The following is a 16,225-nucleotide window of genomic DNA, read 5'->3' on the forward strand; positions in this document are numbered from 1 at the left end:
CGGCGCGACTCACCGGGCGCACGGACGGCGTCAGGAGTTCACGCGGACGATCTCGAGCTGGTACGGGGCGATGACCGAGCCGGAGATGCGCAGGTCGAGCACGAGGAACGGGCGGGAGTCGGCCGGCTCCGCCGCCCACGACTCGAGCCGAGCGAGGTCCTCCAGCCGCCGGACGACGACGCCCTCGGCGCCGACGGAGGCGGCGAGCCCCGCGAAGTCGACCTCGGGGATGCGCATGGGCCCCTCGGCGAGCCCCTTGAGTCCGTAGAGGTTGACCTCCGCACCGTAGGCCGCGTCGTTCCAGACCACGGCGATGCCGCGCCCGCCCGCGCTCCGCACGGCCGACTCGAGGTCGGCGAGGGCCATGAGTCCGCCGCCGTCGCCGGTCGTGAGCACGATCGTCGACTCGGGATGCGCCGCCGCGGCGCCCGGGACGCTGCCGAACCCGAGCCCGATCGACTGGTAGGCGGTGCCCACCATGAGCATCCGGTCGGGGGAGGCGACCGGCCAGTACATGTTCGCCCAGCCGAGGAAGTGGCCGCCATCGCTCACGACGACGCGGTCCTCGGGGAGCAGGCGTGCAATGGCGCGGGCGGCGGACCTCGGGTCGAGCCGGCCGTCGGGCGCCAGCTCGTCGCCCTCGTCGTAGCGCCGAGCGGCGGCGATGTCGACGCTCTCGCGCCATCCCGACGGGGCGGCGCCGAGGGCGCGCACGCGCGACACGAGCGCCTCGGTCGCGAGTCGCGCATCCGCCCGGACGAAGCCCGACACGAACGGATGCGTCGCGGTCTGCGCGATGTCGATCTGGTGCACGACCGTGCCGGGCCCGAACAGGTCGCCGAACCGCATCGTGAACTGGTTCAGGCCGGCGCCGACGACCACCGCCACGTCCGCGGTGCGGACCAGCTCCATCGCACCCGCCGCCCCGAATCCTCCGGCGACGCCGAGGTCGTAGCGGGTGTCGGGGAACACGCCCCGGCCGAGCGCCGTGGTGGCGGTGAGGGCTCCGGTCGCCTCGGCGAGCTCGCCCAGGGCTGCGCCCGCTCCGGCGAGCCATGCCCCGCGGCCGGCGAGGAGGACGGGACGCTCCGCCCGCGCGAGGTCGGCGGCGAGGGCGTCGAGTCGCGCCTCGGCCACCGGATGCGTCACGCCGACGGGCTCGGGGTGGCGCGGTTCGGGCGCCGGCGGCACCGGGCCGGCGTCGGCGTGGACGATGTCGTAGGGGATCGCGAGCACGACGGGCAGGCGGTACGCGAGCGCGTGCTCGACCGCGATGCCCACCGTCTCGGCGGCGTCGGTGCGGCCGACGGTGTAGGTGCGGGCGCCCACGGCGGACGCCAGCGCGATCTGGTCGACCCCCCACGGTCTCGGTCCCGACGTGGGCTCGTCTCCGACGACGAGGAGGAGGGGGACCCGGGCCTGCACGGCCTCGGCCAGGGCGGTCAGCGTGTTCGTGAAGCCGGCGCCGTAGGTCGCGGTGGCGGCGGCGAGTCGTCCGGAGGCGCGGTAGTGCGCATCCGCCGCCACGACTCCGGCGGCCTCGTGCCGCACCGCGGTGTAGACGACGTCGGTGTCGCGTTCGAGGGCGTCGAGGAAGTAGGCGTTCCCGTTCCCCATCACGCCGAACACGTGGTCGACGTAGGAGGCGAGGGTGGAGGCGACGTGCGCGGACACGGACGGCATGGCGGAGCCTTTCGAGACGGTACGGAGTGCGAGGGCCGTGTGTGTCTCGCCCGCTCCTGCGCCGGAGTGGCTGCGTGCCCATTTTTCGAGCACCGACGGCCGCGGCTTCCCAGCCCGCACATCCGCCTGACGCCGTCGAGTATACGACCGCCCGGACGTCGGACACGCGACGTTCACCTGGGCGGGGCATGATGAGGACGTGTCACAGCAGCAGTCACTCCGGGAGTACATCGAGCGTCTCCGCAGCGAGGGGTACAGCGTCGCGGACGGCCACACCGCCGATCCGGACCTGATCGACCCCCAGGGCAACCCGGTCTACACCTGGCAGGAGGGGTACCCGTACGAGACGCGCATGGAGCGCGACGCCTACGAGTACGAGAAGTACCTGCTGCAGATCGAGCTGCTGAAGTGCCAATACTGGATGGAGGACACCGGTCGCAAGGCGATCATCCTCTTCGAGGGCCGCGACGCCGCGGGCAAGGGCGGCACGATCAAGCGCTTCACCGAGCACCTCAACCCCCGCACCTCGCGGGTCGTCGCGCTGAGCAAGCCGACGGAGCGGGAGCGCGGGGAGTGGTACTTCCAGCGCTACGTGCAGCACTTCCCCACCTCGGGTGAGATCGTGCTGTTCGACCGCTCCTGGTACAACCGCGCGGGCGTCGAGCGCGTGATGGGCTTCGCCACCGACGACGAGTACGAGACGTTCATGAACCAGGCCCCGGTGTTCGAGCGGATGCTCGTCGACTCGGGCATCCACCTCACCAAGTTCTGGTTCTCGGTGTCGCAGAAGGAGCAGCGCACCCGGTTCGCGCTGCGCCAGCTCGACCCGGTGCGCCGGTGGAAGCTGTCGCCGATGGACCTCGAGTCGCTCGGCCGGTGGGACGACTACACCGCCGCGAAGGACGAGATGTTCCGCCGCACCGACAAGCGCTACGCGCCGTGGACGATCATCCGCTCCAACGACAAGAAGCGCGCCCGAATCAACGCGATGAAGTACTGGCTGAGCCGGTTCGACTACGACGAGAAGGACGCCTCGGTCGTGGGCAAGCCCGATCCGCTCATCGTCATGCGCGGCAAGGCCGAGGACTTCGGCGAGTAGCTTCGCGCTTGCTCCTCCGCGCACGCCGCTGTGCAGGATGCGCGCGGATCGCCGGGCGAGGCCGTCGGCGATGCGCCGTCACGTACAGTGGCAGGTCACGACCCACTGCTCAGCTCGGGAGCTGCCATGGCGCATGTCACGATGACGGCGAGGACGCCCGACCGGGCGTGCGAGGTCGCCGGCCGCGTGTTCCATGCGCACCGGCTCGAGCCGAGGGTGGGCAGCGGGTTCACGTTCTCGCTCACCAGCGACACCGTCGGGCCGATCACGGTGGGGGAGCTCACCTACGGTGCCGGCGTCGCCATCCGCACGGCCGAGTACCGCACGGCGTACCAGGTCAACCACGCCCTGGAGGGGACGCTGCGCACGTCCTCCGGCTCGGAGCGGCGGGAGATCACGGAGCGCTGGGCGGCGGTCTACCGCCCCGACCGGCCCACCGCGATCGCGGGCTGGGAACGCCCCGCCACGATGCTCGCGGTGAAGATCCTCAGGGATCCGCTCGAGCGCTTCGTCGAGAGCTACACGGGCGAGCCGCGGGGTGGTGAGGCCCTCCCGCTCACGATGTCCCTCGACACCACTTCGCCGGAGGGTCGAGCCTGGCGCGAGTCGCTCCGGCGTCTGCGCTCCGCGGCGCGGGCGGGGATCGCCGACGGGCCGGTGCTCCGTTCGATCCTCGTCGACGACTGCCTCACGGCGCTCACCCTCGCCGCCCTGCCCGGCCGCCGCGGCAGGACGACGGGCGCCGACACGGCGCTGGAGGCAGGCTCGGCGGCGGGTCGATCGGCGTACTCGCTGGCCGTGGAGCTGATGCACGCCGCGGCCGCGGAGCCCCTGACCCTGCCGCTGCTCGCCGCGCACGCCGGAGTGTCGGGCCGGGCGCTGCAGCTGGCCTTCCAGCAGCACGTGCGCACCACGCCGATGCGGTACCTCCGCCAGGTGCGGCTCGACCTGGCTCGTCGAGAGCTGCGCCGAGCCGGTGCCGACGACTCCGTGGGTGACATCGCCCGCCGAGCGGGCTTCGGGCACACCGGTCGCTTCGCCGCCGAGTACGCGTCCCGGTTCGGCGAGCACCCGTCGGACACGCTCCGTCGCGGGTGCCGCTCCGCGAACTGATCCGAATTGCGAAACCGCCTTCTGGCGTCGCTTCCCGCGTTCCTACTCTGACCCCGTCGGCGACATCGAGGTCGCCGGAACGACGAAGGAGTCAGCATGACGATCATCGAACCCGCTGCCGGCCCGGTCCTGCCGCCCGATGTCGACGAGAGGACGTTCCGCGCCGCGATCGCCGCCTTCGGCGACGCGATCGGCGACGAGAACGTCCACGTCGACGACGAGCACGTCCGGCCCTACGACGACCGCTTCCCGGTGACGGACGGCGACGAGTTCCGCCCCAGCGCCGTGCTGTGGCCCGGGAGCACGGAGGACGTGCAGGCGATCGTGCGGATCGCGAACGAGCACCTCATCCCGCTGCACGCGTTCTCCACCGGCATGAACCTCGGTTACGGCGGATCCGCGCCCCGCGTCGCGGGCAGCGTGCTGCTGCACCTCGGCAAGCGGATGAACCGTGTGCTCGAGATCGACGAGCGCCTCGCCTACGCCGTGGTCGAGCCCGGGGTGGACTACGCCTCGCTCTACCGGGCCGTGCAGGACAGCGGCGCGAAGCTCATGATCGACCCCACCGAGCTCGACTGGGGCAGCCCGCTCGGCAACACGCTCGACCACGGCGTCGGCTACACCCCGTACGCCGCCCACGCGATGTGGCGGTGCGGGATGGAGGTCGTGCTGGCCGACGGCTCGGTGCTGCGCACCGGCATGGGCGGCATGCCGAACTCGGATGCCTGGCATCTGTACCAGGGCGGCCTCGGCCCGTCGGTCGAGGGGCTGTTCGAGCAGTCGAACTACGGCATCTGCACCAGGATGGGCATCCAGCTGATGCCGGCCCCACCCGAGTCGCTCTCCTTCGTGATCTCGTTCGAGAACGAGGAGGACCTCGCCGCGATCATGGACACCACGCTGCCGCTGCGCATCGGGATGGCGCCCCTCCAGGCCGCGCCCATCGTCCGCAACGTGACCTTCGACGCGGCCTGCGTGTCGACGCGCGACCACTGGTACGACGGCGAGGGTCCGCTGCCCCGGGAGGCGTACCAGGCCATGATGACCGAGCTCGACCTCGGCTACTGGAACGTCTACGGCACCTGCTACGGCCCGCGCTGGCTCATCGACCGGTACATCGAGATGATCCGGGACGCCTATCTCGCCATCCCCGGCGCCCGCTTCGACACGACCGAGACGGTCACGCCGGGAACCCCTCGCGCCGAGCTCCTCGCCGCCAGGGATCAGCTGAACAACGGCATCCCCAACCGGCACTCGTCGGCGGTGTTCGACTGGTTCCCGAACGCCGGGCACTTCTTCTACGCGCCCGTCTCCTCGCCGAGCGGAGAGGACGCGGCCGCGCAGTTCGCCGACACCAAGCGCATCAGCGACAGCTACGAGATCGACTACCTGGCGCAGTTCATCATCGGACTCCGGGAGATGCATCACATCTGCCTCCCCCTCTTCGACACCGCGGATCCCGACAGCCGGGCGAGGACGCTCGAGATGACACGCGAGCTCATCCGGGCAGGGGCGGAGCGCGGGTACGGGATCTACCGGGCGCACAACGTGCTCGCCGACCAGGTGGCCGACACCTACAGCTTCGGCGACCACGCGCAGCGCAGGTTCAACGAGCGGATCAAGGACGCTCTCGACCCGAACGGCATCCTGAACCCCGGCAAGTCGGGCATCTGGCCGGCGCGCCTGCGCGGCCGAGGACTCTGACCGCGAGGGAGGAGGAGAGAGGACCAGCGCACGATGACAGGGTCCGCTTGTGCACACGCGCATCGGACTTGTCGAGGCGACGGCATCGCGGACGGGACCGTATCGCGATGCCGTCGCCCGTTCCTACAGTGGGACCGAGTCGTGGAGGAGGCTTCACGACGAGACAGCAAGGAGGCTGCAGTGACATCCGTGGGAATCGTCGGTGCGGGTACCGCAGGGCTGCATCTGGGGCTGCAGCTCCGGCAGGCGGGAATCCCGGTCACCATCTACACCAACCGCACGGCCGAGCAGGTGGGCGCCGGCCGGCTGCCGAACAGCGTCGCCCACCACGCGGTCACGATCGAGCGCGAGCAGCGCCTCGGCGTCGACCACTGGCCGGTCGAGGAGTACGGCTACGACTCGCACCACCACTACTTCGGGCTGCCGGAGCCCATCGTGTTCCGCGGCGACTTCCCGCGCCGCTCGCGCGCGATCGACTACCGGATCTACCAGCCGAGCCTCATGGCCGACTTCGAGGATCGCGGCGGCGTCATCGAGATCCGCGACGTCGACGTCCCCGACCTCGAGGGCCTCAGCGAGAAGCACGATCTCCTCACCGTGGCCTCGGGCAAGTTCACCCTCGGGCAGTTCTTCGGTCCGGCGGAGGGGCGCCAGCCGTTGCCCGGCCCGCTCCGTCGTCTCCAGGTCGGGCTGTGGCGCGGGATCGCGCCGAACGACCCGAAGGGCGTGTCGATCGCGGCCTCGCCCGGTCACGGCGATCTGCTGGAGATCCCGATCTACTCCTTCGCCGGCCACGTCACGGCGCTGCTGTTCGAGAACGTGCCGGGAGGCGCGCTCGAGAAGCTGGTCGACGTCAAGCACGACGACGACCCCGCGGCCTTCCGGCAGATGGTCCTCGACGTGCTGCGCGAGCACTATCCGCTCACCTTCGCCCGGGTCGACGAGGCCGAGTTCGAGCTCACCAGCCCGAACGACCTGCTCCAGGGGCAGTTCACGCCCACGCTCCGTGGCGACTACGGGCAGCTCGACAACGGGCGGTACGTCCTCGCGGTCGGCGACATCCACTCGACGCTCGACCCGATCGTCGGACAGGGCGCCAACTCGGCCAGCTACTCGGCTCAGGTCGTGGGAGACACCGTGCTCGAGGATCAGACGTTCGACCTGAGGTTCATGCGCAAGGTCGCCGAGCGTCGCCGCAACCGCGTCGAGGCGGCGTTCGACTGGAGCAACCTCATGGCGGGCCCCCCGCCCGGGCACCTGCTCCAGCTCGTCGGGGCGATGTCGCAGGACCAGGATCTCCGGAACGAGTTCACCTGGAACTTCAACTTCCCCGACCGGCAGTGGGACATCCTCGCCACCCCCGAGCGCACCGCCGCGGCCATCGCGCGCTCGGCAGCGCACGCCGCTGCGAACGCCGCGGAGAACGGAGAGCCGATCCATGCATAGGCTGATGGTCCTCTACCCCGAGCCGGTGAGCCGCGAGGCCTTCACCGAGTACTACGAGTCGACGCACCTGCCCCTCGCGCGTGCTCTGCCCGGGATGCTCGCCTGCCGCTACAGCCTCGCCGTCGCGGGCCAGGATGCGCCCTACTTCGCCGTGTTCGAGGCCGACTTCCCGGACGCGGAGACGATGGGGGCCGCCATGGGCTCGGAGGCCGGCGCCGCGGTCGCGAACGACGTGCCGAACTACGCAAGCGGCGGAGCCGTGGTCATCGACTTCCCGGTGACGGAGCTGTCGGTCCCGGTGGGGGAGCCGGCCTGACGGTCGGAGCAGGTCACCGCGCGGGCGAGGCCGCCAGCATCCGGGAACGGAACTCGCTGGCCGTCTCGCCCGCGTCGGCGCGGAACGCCTTGCTGAAGTGGGCGGGGTTCACGAACCCCCACGAGGCGGCGATCTGCGAGATCGCGAGGTGCTTGAGCCGCGGATCCTGCAGGTCGCGCCGCACGTAGCTCATCCGCCGGTCGCGGATCCACTGCGAGATCGTCGTGCCCTGCTTGTGGAAGATCTGCTGCAGGTACCGGGTGGAGATGAAGTTCGCGGCCGCGATCGACGACGGGCTGAGCTCGGGGTCGTGGAGGTTCCGCGAGATGTACTCGTGGATGGAGTGCAGCAGCTCCCCGCTCCTCGTCCGGCTGTCGCCGGCCAGCCGGATGAGCTCGCCGGCGAGCATCGTCGAGATGACGTCCACCGTGTTGTGGACGACGCGCAGCCCCGTGGAGCCGTCGAGGTCGCCCACGGTGCGTGAGAGCTCCCGGAGGAACGGGCTGACGGCGCGGGCGAGGCCGTCGTCGCCGGCCAGACGCACCGCGGTCAGCCGCTCGACCTCGGTGCGGTCGATGTCGAGGAGTCCGTGCGGGAACATCACCACGACGGCGTGCATCGGGCTGTCGAAGGTGAGCGTGTAGGGCCGGCTGGTGTCGTAGAGCCCGATGTCGCCGGGCCGGAGCACCGCCTCCTTGCCGTCCTGCACCAGCAGCCCGGTGCCCTTGAGCTGGAGCGTCAGCTTGTAGAAGAGCTCCGACGACGCATCGATCAGCTCCGGGGTGCGGGTGACACGGTGGGCGCTGACGCCGATCTCGGAGAAGAAGACGTCCTCCAGCACACGACCGCTCAGCCGGGCGTCGAACGAGGCGGGGTCGTCGCTGACGACCTCGAGCGGCACGAACGATCCCGAGACGACGTCCTGCCACTGTCGGAACGAGCGCGTGCGCAGGCGCACGGCGTTCGGATCTGCGTCGTCGGGTCGAGCGTTCATGGGCGCACCTCCTCGTGGCGTGGTGACATGGTACGCCGTCGCCCTGTCCGGTGGGCCTTGGGTTCGCGTTTCGGATCGCCGCCGTTTGTCCCAGGCGAACGGCGCTGGTCCGCAGGCGAACTCTCGCCGTCCCGGGGCCGACGCGGACGCCGGGTTCGGTCAGTGTGGAGTCGAGCACAGCCGCTCGCCCGCTTCTTCCGTGGAGGGGAATCGATGATGATGACCATGACGCCCGGGTTCAGCCCGGAGTCCAAGCTCTACCGCCCGCTCGCCCACTTCTTCCGGGGCAGCCTCGGACGGTTCGCCACCGGGGTGGCGATCGTGACGTTCGACGGCGTCGACGACGACGGCGCGCCCAAGCGGCACGGCATCACGGTCAACTCGTTCACCTCGGTGTCGATGGATCCGCCCCTCGTCCTGGTCTCGATCCAGCGGACGGTGCGCACGCACGCGATGCTCGCGTCGCGCCCCTTCACGGTGAACATCCTGGGCGCCGAGCAGCAGGCGCTCGCCCTGCACTTCGCCGGCCGTCCTCAGGCGGAGACCGTCTGGGAGGAGGGCGATCACGCCCCGAGGCTGGCCGGCGTGCTGAGCTGGTTCGAGTGCACGCCCTGGGCGGAGTACGACGGCGGCGACCACACCCTCTTCGTCGGCGAGGTGCAGGACTTCGACTACCGCAGCGGCGATGCGCTCGGCTTCGTGAACGGCCAGTTCACGACGATCCACGAGTCCGTCTCCGGCCACGAGTCCCTGTTCTGATGGGAGCGCGCACCGGCGAGCAGTACCTCGAGCGCCTGAACTCGACCACGCCGACCGTCTACGTAAACGGCGAGAAGGTGACGTCGCGGATCGCCGACCATCCCGCCTTCCGGGCGTCCGCACGCACCTACGCGGAGCTCTTCGACCTCCAGTCCGGCGAGGAGCATCGTGAGGCGCTCACGTTCGTCTCGCCCACCTCCGGTGACCCCGTCGGGATCTCCTTCCTCGTCCCGCGCAGCGAGGACGACCTCCGTCGCCGCCGCGAGGGCGCCGCGGTGTGGGCCCGCCACGCCAACGGGTTCCTCGGCCGCTCCGGCGACTACATGAACTCGGCGCTGACCGCGCTCTCGACGGCGGCGCAGTTCTTCGGCCGTGCGGATCCGGTCTTCGCCGAGCGCATCGCCGCCTACTACGAGCACGTGCGCGAGGCCGACCTGCTCGCCACGCACACCCTGGTCCCTCCGCAGGTCAACCGGGCGGTGCCGGCCTCGGCACAGGGCGGTGGGCAGCTGGCGGCGCGGGTGGTCGAGGAGCGTCCGGACGGCATCGTGGTTCGAGGGGCGAGGATGCTCGCCACCCTCGCCCCGATCGCCGACGAGATGCTGGTGCTGCCGTCGACGCTCCTCAGGAACTCCCCGGAGGATGCGCCCTACTCGTACGCGTTCGCGATCCCCACCGACACCCCCGGGCTGAAGCTGTACTGCCGCTCGCCGCTCCACCGCGGCGGGAGCGCGTTCGACGAGCCGCTCGCCTCGCGGTACGACGAGATGGACGCGGTGGTGGTGTTCGACGACGTCTTCGTGCCGAACGACCGCGTGTTCCTCCTCGGGCACCCCGACCTCTGCAACGCCTTCTACACCGAGACGGGCGCCGGGCAGCTGATGACCCACCAGGTGGTCACCCGGACCCTGGCGAAGACCGAGTTCTACCTGGGGCTCGCCGCCTCCATCGCCGACGCCATCGGGATCGGCGGCTTCCAGCACATCCAGCAGGACCTCGCCGAGCTCATCTCCTACGTCGAGATCGAGAAGGCTCTGCTGCGGGCGGCGGAGTCGGACGGATCCCGCAACGCGGAGGGCGTCTTCCTGCCGAAGTGGGAGGCGCTGAACGCCGCGCGGAACTGGTATCCGACCCAGGTGTCGCCGCGACTGGGCGAGATCGTCCGCACCTTCTCCGCCTCGGGTCTGATGGCCCTGCCGAGCGAGGCGGACTTCGAGGGCGACGGACGCGAGGACCTCGACACCTACCTGCAGTCGGCGACGCTGCCCGCGAAGGAGCGCGCGCGGCTGTTCAAGCTCGCCCTCGACGCCTCGGTCTCCGGCTTCGCCGGGCGCGAGGCGCTCTACGAGTACTTCTTCTTCGGAGACCCGGTGCGCATGGCCGGCGCGCTCGTCTCGTCCTACCCGCTCGACCCCCTGAAGGACCGCGTCCGCGAGCTGCTGCACCGCGACGGCTGACGCGCACGTCCCTCACCCCGCCGCCACACACCACCAGGAGACACCGATGTCCGACACCATCCTCGCCGTCGACGAGACGGCTCTTCTCGACCGAGTCCAGGCCCCCGAGGGCCAGGGACGCCCCATCCTCGACGCCGCCACCCGCCAGGTGGTCGGGCGTGCCCCGGAGCACACGGTGCACGATCTCGACGACGCCGTCGCCCGCGCTCGAGCCGCCCAGCCCGGCTGGGATGCGCTCGGACACGAGGAGCGGAGCGCGCTCCTCCTCGCGGTCGCGGACCGCATCGAGGCGGAGGCCGAGCCGTTGGCGCGCCTGCTCTCGCGGGAGCAGGGGAAGCCGCTCAACGGGCCGAACGCGCGCTTCGAGGTGGGGGCGTGCTCGGCCTGGCTGCGGGCCACCGCGGCGACGCCCCTCGAGCCCGAGGTCGTCGTCGACGACGGCGAGGTCCACGCCGAGCTGCACTACCGCGCCCTCGGGGTGGTGGGCGCCATCGGGCCGTGGAACTGGCCCCTCATGATCTCGATCTGGCAGATCGCCCCCGCCCTGCGGATGGGGAACACGGTCGTGGTGAAGCCGAGCGAGTACACGCCGCTCAGCGTGCTCGCCCTGCTGTCGGTCATGAACGAGGTGCTGCCGCCCGACGTGCTCCTCGGGGTCTCGGGCGACCGGGAGGTGGGTGCCCGGCTGGCGTCGCATCCGGATGTCGACAAGGTCATGTTCACGGGGTCGACCGCGACCGGGCGCCGCATCATCGAGGCGTCGGCGGGGAACCTGGCGCGGCTCACCCTCGAGCTCGGAGGGAACGACGCGGGCATCGTGCTGCCCGGAGCCGATCCCGCGGCCATCGCCCAGGACCTCTTCTGGGGCGCCTTCATCAACACGGGCCAGACGTGCGCCGCGCTCAAGCGGCTCTACGTGCACGACTCGGTCTACGACGAGGTAGTCGAGGCGCTCGCCGGGGTCGCGGCTCAGATGCCGATGGGCCCCGGGCTCGACGAGTCGAACGTGCTCGGTCCCCTCCAGAACAAGCAGCAGTTCGACATCGTCGCGGGCCTGGTGGAGGATGCTCGATCTCACGGGGCCCGCATCGTCACCGGCGGAGCGCCCGCGGAGGAGCTGGGCGAGCTGTTCTACCCGATCACGCTGATCGCGGATGCCGCCGACGGGCAGGCCGTCGTCGATGAGGAGCAGTTCGGGCCGGTGCTCCCCGTCATCCGGTACACGGACGTGGACGAGGCGATCGCGCGGGCGAACCGTCTCGACCACGGCCTCGGGGCCTCGGTGTGGGGCGACAGGGAGGAGGCCCGCCGGGTCGCGGCGCGAATCCAGGCCGGCACCGTGTGGATCAACTCGCACGGCGGGGTGCATCCGATGATCCCGTTCGGCGGTGTGAAGGGCTCGGGCTACGGCCTGGAGTTCGGCGTCGAGGGACTCAAGGCGGTGTCGGCCCCGCAGGTGATTAACGGCTGATGCCGGGGAGCAGGTCGCGGAGGGCGGTGATGGTGTCGGCCTCCGCGGCCGGCTTGTCGGGGCGGTAACCCTTCACCCGCGCGAATCGCAGGGCGACGCCGCCCGGGTAGCGCGGCGAGCGCTGCACGCCGTCGATCGCGATCTCGACGACCGTCGTCGGCGTCACCGTCACGGCGCCGCGTGATCGGCCCGTCTCGAGCGCCAGGAAGTGCTCGGTCTGCCAGCGCAGCGTCTCGTCGGTGAGGCCCTTGAAGGTCTTGCCCACCATGACGAACCCGCCCGGTTCGCCGAACTCGCCGAGCGGATCGCGCGCACCCAGGTGCAGGTTCGACAGCCAGCCCTGTCGTCGCCCGGACCCCCACTCGACGCCGAGCACGACGAGGTCGTAGGTGAGCACGGGCTTGACCTTGATCCAGGACGCTCCCCGCCGGCCCGCCGCGTACGGTGCGTCGAGGCCCTTCACGACCACGCCCTCGTGGCCGGCGGCCAGCGCCTCGACCGAGACGGCGGCGGCGACCTGGGGGTCGTCGGTGACGGTGCCCGGCATCATCCACTCCCCGACGACGCTCTCGAGGACGGCGCGGCGGACGCTCAGCGGCTCGTCGAGGAGGTCGCGGCCGTCGAGGTGCAGGATGTCGAAGAACCAGGGGCGGAGGGCGATCTCCGAGGCCCGCTCGGCCCCGAAGCGCGCCATCGTGTCCTGGAAGGGGCGCGGGGCGTCGTCCTCGTCGAGGGCGAGCGTCTCGCCGTCGAGGATCACGTCGGCGGCGGGCAGGGTGCGGACGATCTCGACGAGCTCGGGCACACGCCGGGTGATGTCGGCGAGGGTGCGAGTGTAGACGCCGACCTCATCGCCGTGCTTGTGCACCTGGATGCGCGCGCCGTCGAGCTTGTACTCCACCGACGCGGGCCCCGAGACGCCGATCGCCTCCTCCACCGTCGACGCCGTGGAGGCGAGCATGGGCAGCACCGGCCGGCCCACCTCGAGCCCGACCGCGGCGAGTGCGTCGGGCCCCTCGGTGAGCGCCAGCCGCGCCGTCTCGCGGAGGTCGCCGGAGAGCATCGCCGCCCGACGGACCACCGGTCCCTCCGTGCTCGAGGCACGGGCGATCGCGTCGAGCAGCACGCCCTCGAGCGCGCCCGTCCGCAGCTCGCCGAAGATCACGCGCTGCAGCAGATCCCATTCGGAGGCGGTGGCCCGCTCCGCGAGCCGGGTCAGCACCGCGAGCCGAGCCGCCGCGGAGCCGGACCCGCCGGCCGAGGCGAGCTCGTCGAATGCGGCGTCGACGTCGGCGACCTCGAGCGTCGCGCTGTCGGCGTGCGTCGCCTCGACGCCGCTGAGCGTGCGCCATCCGATCCCGAGCCTGCCCTGGCGGGGTGCGGCGACGAGCATCCCGACGGCCGGTGCGATCTCCTCGGGGCGCAGACGCGTCAGCAGGTCTGCGAGCAGGTCGACCTTCGCGAGCCGCGACCGCGTGGCGGTGACCCCGTCGAGGGTGCGCACGATCTCGGCGAGCAGCATCCTCGCAGTCTCCCACTCCCCACCGACACCGCCACCACCTCGCCCCCGCCGCGCTGCGCCGCGGCCGCGTGTCGTCGCGCAACCACGCCGAACAGCGAGAAGGCGCCCTTCCGAACGGGTCGGAAGGGCGCCTTCTCGCTTGTCAGCAGGGGCTGGTGCTACTCCGCGGTGCGGCGGCGGAGCACGAGGCCGCCGGCGACGGCCGCGGCGCCGAGGGCGAGGATGCCCGCGCCGAAGGCGATCGCGCCGGTCTGGTCACCGGCACCGGTGTTCGCCAGTGCGGGGCGAGCCGGGGTCGCGGCGGGAGCGGCGACGCCGCCGTCGAGGCTCACGGCGAGGTTCGCGCGGCCGAACTCGTCGAAGGCGACGATGTCGTGCGGGTCGTTGGTGTACGCGGTCGGGACGACGAAGTCGACCTCACCGCCGACGATCGACGCGGACGAGATGAAGCTCGGAGCGCTGTACCCGTAGAAGTCCACGTCGCGGGGCTCCTGCTCGCCGACACGGTGGCCGTCGTAGGTCGAGACGATGTCGCGGAACTTGATCGTGAACGACTTGCCCTTCTCGTAGCTCGTCGGCGTGAAGGTGTAGGTCGCCGCCGGGAGCAGGTACTGGAGGTCCTCCGAGTCGGGAGCCGGCGACACCGGGGTGTCACCCAGCATCATGAACTCGCCGTCCTCGTAGGCGTACTCGACGGTGGTGCCGCGGTAGATGGCGGCGTTCGCCTCCGGCGCGTCCTCGACGGCGTCGGTGGTCGGGCCGGCCGAGTTGTTGACCAGCTCGACGACCACGGGGCCGGCGAGGTTCGTCACCTGCGCGAAGTAGCCGTCGTCGTCCGCGTCGGGCTCGACGTCGGCCGACTGGACGAGGTACTCGCCCGAGCCGTCCGGGATCGGGGCCCACACGTCGACGGAGTAGCCGGCGAAGGTGTCACCGAGGCGGATGACGATGTCACCGCTGTTGAGGTCGAAGGTGCGGTCGCCAGACTCGTCCGCGTGAACCGCGGAGGCGCCCAGCAGGCTGGCGGAGCCGAGCGCCAGAGCGGCGCCGGTGGCCACGAGAACGCGGCTGAACTTGCGTGAAAGAGACGACATCGGTCGAATTTCCCCCTAGATCGATGGCAGAGCTGTCCAGGCTGCGATGCCTGGGAGTTCTCTTACACTGCCCCAAGTCACAGGAGACGTCAAGGCTTCCGGTGCTACTTGCTATTTCTCTACGACGTGTTACGGCACCGAGCAGAGGGGCTCTGCCGAGGGGGCGTCGTCGCCGCCGGCACCGGGCGAGACGGGCGCAGACAGGCCGCCGGACAGCGGTGCCGGAGGCGCCGTAGGGCTCGTCGACTCCTCTCCATCCTCGCCCGGGTGCAGCGCGGATCGGAGGGCGGACGCGACGACGTCGAGGTCGGGCTGCAGCGGCTGCACGAGGGGCTTCGTCAGCTCCACCCGGTCGAGCGGCTGGCTGCGGGCGCCGTCGGCGAGCGCCGCCAGCGTGCCGAGCGCCTCCGGGGAGAGATCGGTGGAGAGTCCCTCCGTCGTCCCGGCGAGGGAGAGGAACACCGAGAGGGCCGTGCCCGGGTCGAGCTGCTTCAGCAGGGCCTGCTGGATGCACGACTGCCGCTGCATGCGGTCGGAGTTGGAGCTGGCGTACCGCGACCGGGCGAACCACAGCGCGGTCTCGCCGTCCATGTGCTGGACGCCCGGCTCGATCGGCGGCCCCACGACCGACAGCTGGTCGCTGCCGATGTCGGGCACGCCGATCCGTGGCACCTCGGCCTTGACGTCCACCGTGACACCGCCGAGGGCGTCGATGAGCCGGATGAACGCATCCAGCTCGACGTAGACGTGTCCGCTCATCGTGAGGCCGGTGTACCCCTCGACGGCCTCCGTGAGCGCGGACAGGCCGGGGTCGGGGGAGCCGGCCCAGAGATCGGCGTGCTCGAGCCCGTACTGATAGGTGAAGTTGATGTTGCAGCCCGAGAGGCAGCGGTTGCCCGAGGGGAACTGGGACGCCATCACCGAGCCGGCCGGGTAGGGGAAGTTCTGGGTGGTGCGGTCCACGCCGACGACCGCGGTCCGGCCGGTCAGCGCGTCGACGCTCACGACCGTGATGCTGTCGGGCTGCACGACCGAGCGACCGGGTGCCCGGTCGGCGCCGACCACGAGGATGTTGTACCGCCCGTCGTGCGCCTCGAGCCCGGTGTCGCCGCCGAACACCGAGGTCAGGATGCCGCGTCCGGTGAACGCCGACGCCGAGATCGTGCTGCAGATCACTGCGGGGATGACGAGGAGCGCGACGGCCGCCAGCGAGAGGCGACGACGAGCGCTCGCGGCGGAGCGCATCCGGAGCCGTCGCAGCAGGTCGGCGGCGACCGCGGCGACGTAGACGAGCCACAGCGCCGAGGCCAGGCCGACGACGCCGAGTCCGTCTGCGGCGGCGCCGAAGGCGATCGCGTCGAGCGGTGACGAGGCGAGCCTCGCCACCAGCAGGGCCACGGCCAGGAGCAGCGTACCGGAGAGCGCGGTGAGCGGGATCCCCGTCGATCGGGCGCCCACGAGGACGTGACCCGTTCCGGGGACCAGCGTGCCCGCGAGGAGAGCACCGGCGGCGCGACGCCGCGACACGCTCGTCTCCACGGCCCTCCCTCCGCCGACGCACATCATC

The 16,225-nt window shown here is 71.2% G+C and carries 13 protein-coding genes; 8 read left to right on the forward strand and 5 right to left on the reverse strand.

Going from position 1 to position 16,225, the window contains the following annotated elements:
* Window positions 1-30: 30 nt before the first annotated feature.
* Complete coding sequence (locus IEX69_RS13210) at window positions 31-1,683, reverse strand: thiamine pyrophosphate-binding protein (protein WP_085017794.1); 1,653 nt, start codon at window positions 1,681-1,683, stop codon at window positions 31-33.
* Between the two features lie 199 nt (window positions 1,684-1,882).
* Between IEX69_RS13210 and ppk2 the strand changes: the two genes are divergently transcribed.
* From ppk2 to IEX69_RS13235, 5 genes are all read left to right on the forward strand, one after another.
* Window positions 1,883-2,782 carry a polyphosphate kinase 2 gene (gene ppk2, locus IEX69_RS13215; RefSeq protein ID WP_085017795.1) on the forward strand — a complete coding sequence of 300 codons (900 nt, stop codon included), beginning with the start codon at window positions 1,883-1,885 and terminating at the stop codon, window positions 2,780-2,782.
* Between the two features lie 141 nt (window positions 2,783-2,923).
* On the forward strand, window positions 2,924-3,895 hold the full coding sequence (locus tag IEX69_RS13220) for an AraC family transcriptional regulator (protein ID WP_174604361.1): 972 nt from the start codon (window positions 2,924-2,926) through the stop codon (window positions 3,893-3,895).
* A 96-nt stretch (window positions 3,896-3,991) separates the two neighbouring features.
* A complete protein-coding gene (locus IEX69_RS13225; protein WP_085017797.1) occupies window positions 3,992-5,599 on the forward strand; it encodes an FAD-binding oxidoreductase in 1,608 nt (535 codons plus the stop codon).
* Between the two features lie 180 nt (window positions 5,600-5,779).
* Complete coding sequence (locus IEX69_RS13230) at window positions 5,780-7,045, forward strand: styrene monooxygenase/indole monooxygenase family protein (protein WP_085017798.1); 1,266 nt, start codon at window positions 5,780-5,782, stop codon at window positions 7,043-7,045.
* 4 nt (window positions 7,046-7,049) lie between these two features.
* Window positions 7,050-7,361: an EthD family reductase gene (locus IEX69_RS13235; RefSeq protein WP_229756354.1), complete on the forward strand. Its 312-nt coding sequence runs from the start codon at window positions 7,050-7,052 to the stop codon at window positions 7,359-7,361.
* A 13-nt stretch (window positions 7,362-7,374) separates the two neighbouring features.
* On the opposite strand, the gene IEX69_RS13240 is transcribed toward IEX69_RS13235, so the two are convergent.
* Window positions 7,375-8,355 carry an AraC-like ligand-binding domain-containing protein gene (locus IEX69_RS13240; protein ID WP_085017800.1) on the reverse strand — a complete coding sequence of 327 codons (981 nt, stop codon included), beginning with the start codon at window positions 8,353-8,355 and terminating at the stop codon, window positions 7,375-7,377.
* A gap of 213 nt (window positions 8,356-8,568) precedes the next feature.
* On the opposite strand from IEX69_RS13240, the gene IEX69_RS13245 reads away from it, so the two are divergent.
* From IEX69_RS13245 to IEX69_RS13255, 3 genes are read left to right on the forward strand one after another with little or no spacing between them, the layout of a single operon-like run.
* The gene (locus IEX69_RS13245; protein WP_229756355.1) at window positions 8,569-9,114 is read left to right on the forward strand and encodes a flavin reductase family protein; all 546 of its coding nucleotides are present in this window, start codon (window positions 8,569-8,571) and stop codon (window positions 9,112-9,114) included.
* The gene (gene hpaB / locus IEX69_RS13250) at window positions 9,114-10,571 is read left to right on the forward strand and encodes a 4-hydroxyphenylacetate 3-monooxygenase, oxygenase component (protein WP_085017801.1); all 1,458 of its coding nucleotides are present in this window, start codon (window positions 9,114-9,116) and stop codon (window positions 10,569-10,571) included. Before IEX69_RS13245 ends, hpaB begins: the two co-directional genes overlap by 1 nt.
* A gap of 46 nt (window positions 10,572-10,617) precedes the next feature.
* On the forward strand, window positions 10,618-12,042 hold the full coding sequence (locus tag IEX69_RS13255; RefSeq protein WP_085017802.1) for an aldehyde dehydrogenase family protein: 1,425 nt from the start codon (window positions 10,618-10,620) through the stop codon (window positions 12,040-12,042).
* On the opposite strand, the gene IEX69_RS13260 is transcribed toward IEX69_RS13255, so the two are convergent.
* The 3 genes from IEX69_RS13260 to IEX69_RS13270 all read right to left on the reverse strand — a co-directional run bounded on the left by IEX69_RS13260 (window position 12,032) and on the right by IEX69_RS13270 (window position 16,197).
* Window positions 12,032-13,564, reverse strand: coding sequence for an ATP-dependent DNA ligase (locus IEX69_RS13260; RefSeq protein ID WP_085017803.1), 1,533 nt, complete (start codon window positions 13,562-13,564; stop codon window positions 12,032-12,034). The genes IEX69_RS13255 and IEX69_RS13260 overlap by 11 nt on opposite strands.
* Before the next feature lie 158 nt (window positions 13,565-13,722).
* Complete coding sequence (locus IEX69_RS13265; RefSeq protein ID WP_157127051.1) at window positions 13,723-14,658, reverse strand: hypothetical protein; 936 nt, start codon at window positions 14,656-14,658, stop codon at window positions 13,723-13,725.
* Between the two features lie 129 nt (window positions 14,659-14,787).
* Window positions 14,788-16,197: an LCP family protein gene (locus IEX69_RS13270; RefSeq protein ID WP_174604362.1), complete on the reverse strand. Its 1,410-nt coding sequence runs from the start codon at window positions 16,195-16,197 to the stop codon at window positions 14,788-14,790.
* Window positions 16,198-16,225 lie beyond the last annotated feature (28 nt).

Source organism: Cnuibacter physcomitrellae (assembly GCF_014640535.1).
Lineage (GTDB): Bacteria > Actinomycetota > Actinomycetes > Actinomycetales > Microbacteriaceae > Cnuibacter > Cnuibacter physcomitrellae.

Bases quoted from the DNA above. Each gene is read 5' to 3' on its own strand.
- IEX69_RS13240 (WP_085017800.1), bottom strand. From the start codon at position 8,355: ATGAACGCTCGACCCGACGACGCAGATCCGAACGCCGTGCGCCTGCGC.
- IEX69_RS13245 (WP_229756355.1), top strand. From the start codon at position 8,569: ATGATGATGACCATGACGCCCGGGTTCAGCCCGGAGTCCAAGCTCTAC.
- IEX69_RS13265 (WP_157127051.1), bottom strand. From the start codon at position 14,658: ATGTCGTCTCTTTCACGCAAGTTCAGCCGCGTTCTCGTGGCCACCGGC.
- IEX69_RS13235 (WP_229756354.1), top strand. From the start codon at position 7,050: ATGGTCCTCTACCCCGAGCCGGTGAGCCGCGAGGCCTTCACCGAGTAC.
- hpaB (WP_085017801.1), top strand. From the start codon at position 9,114: ATGGGAGCGCGCACCGGCGAGCAGTACCTCGAGCGCCTGAACTCGACC.
- IEX69_RS13225 (WP_085017797.1), top strand. From the start codon at position 3,992: ATGACGATCATCGAACCCGCTGCCGGCCCGGTCCTGCCGCCCGATGTC.
- IEX69_RS13210 (WP_085017794.1), bottom strand. From the start codon at position 1,683: ATGCCGTCCGTGTCCGCGCACGTCGCCTCCACCCTCGCCTCCTACGTC.
- IEX69_RS13260 (WP_085017803.1), bottom strand. From the start codon at position 13,564: ATGCTGCTCGCCGAGATCGTGCGCACCCTCGACGGGGTCACCGCCACG.
- IEX69_RS13255 (WP_085017802.1), top strand. From the start codon at position 10,618: ATGTCCGACACCATCCTCGCCGTCGACGAGACGGCTCTTCTCGACCGA.
- IEX69_RS13220 (WP_174604361.1), top strand. From the start codon at position 2,924: ATGACGGCGAGGACGCCCGACCGGGCGTGCGAGGTCGCCGGCCGCGTG.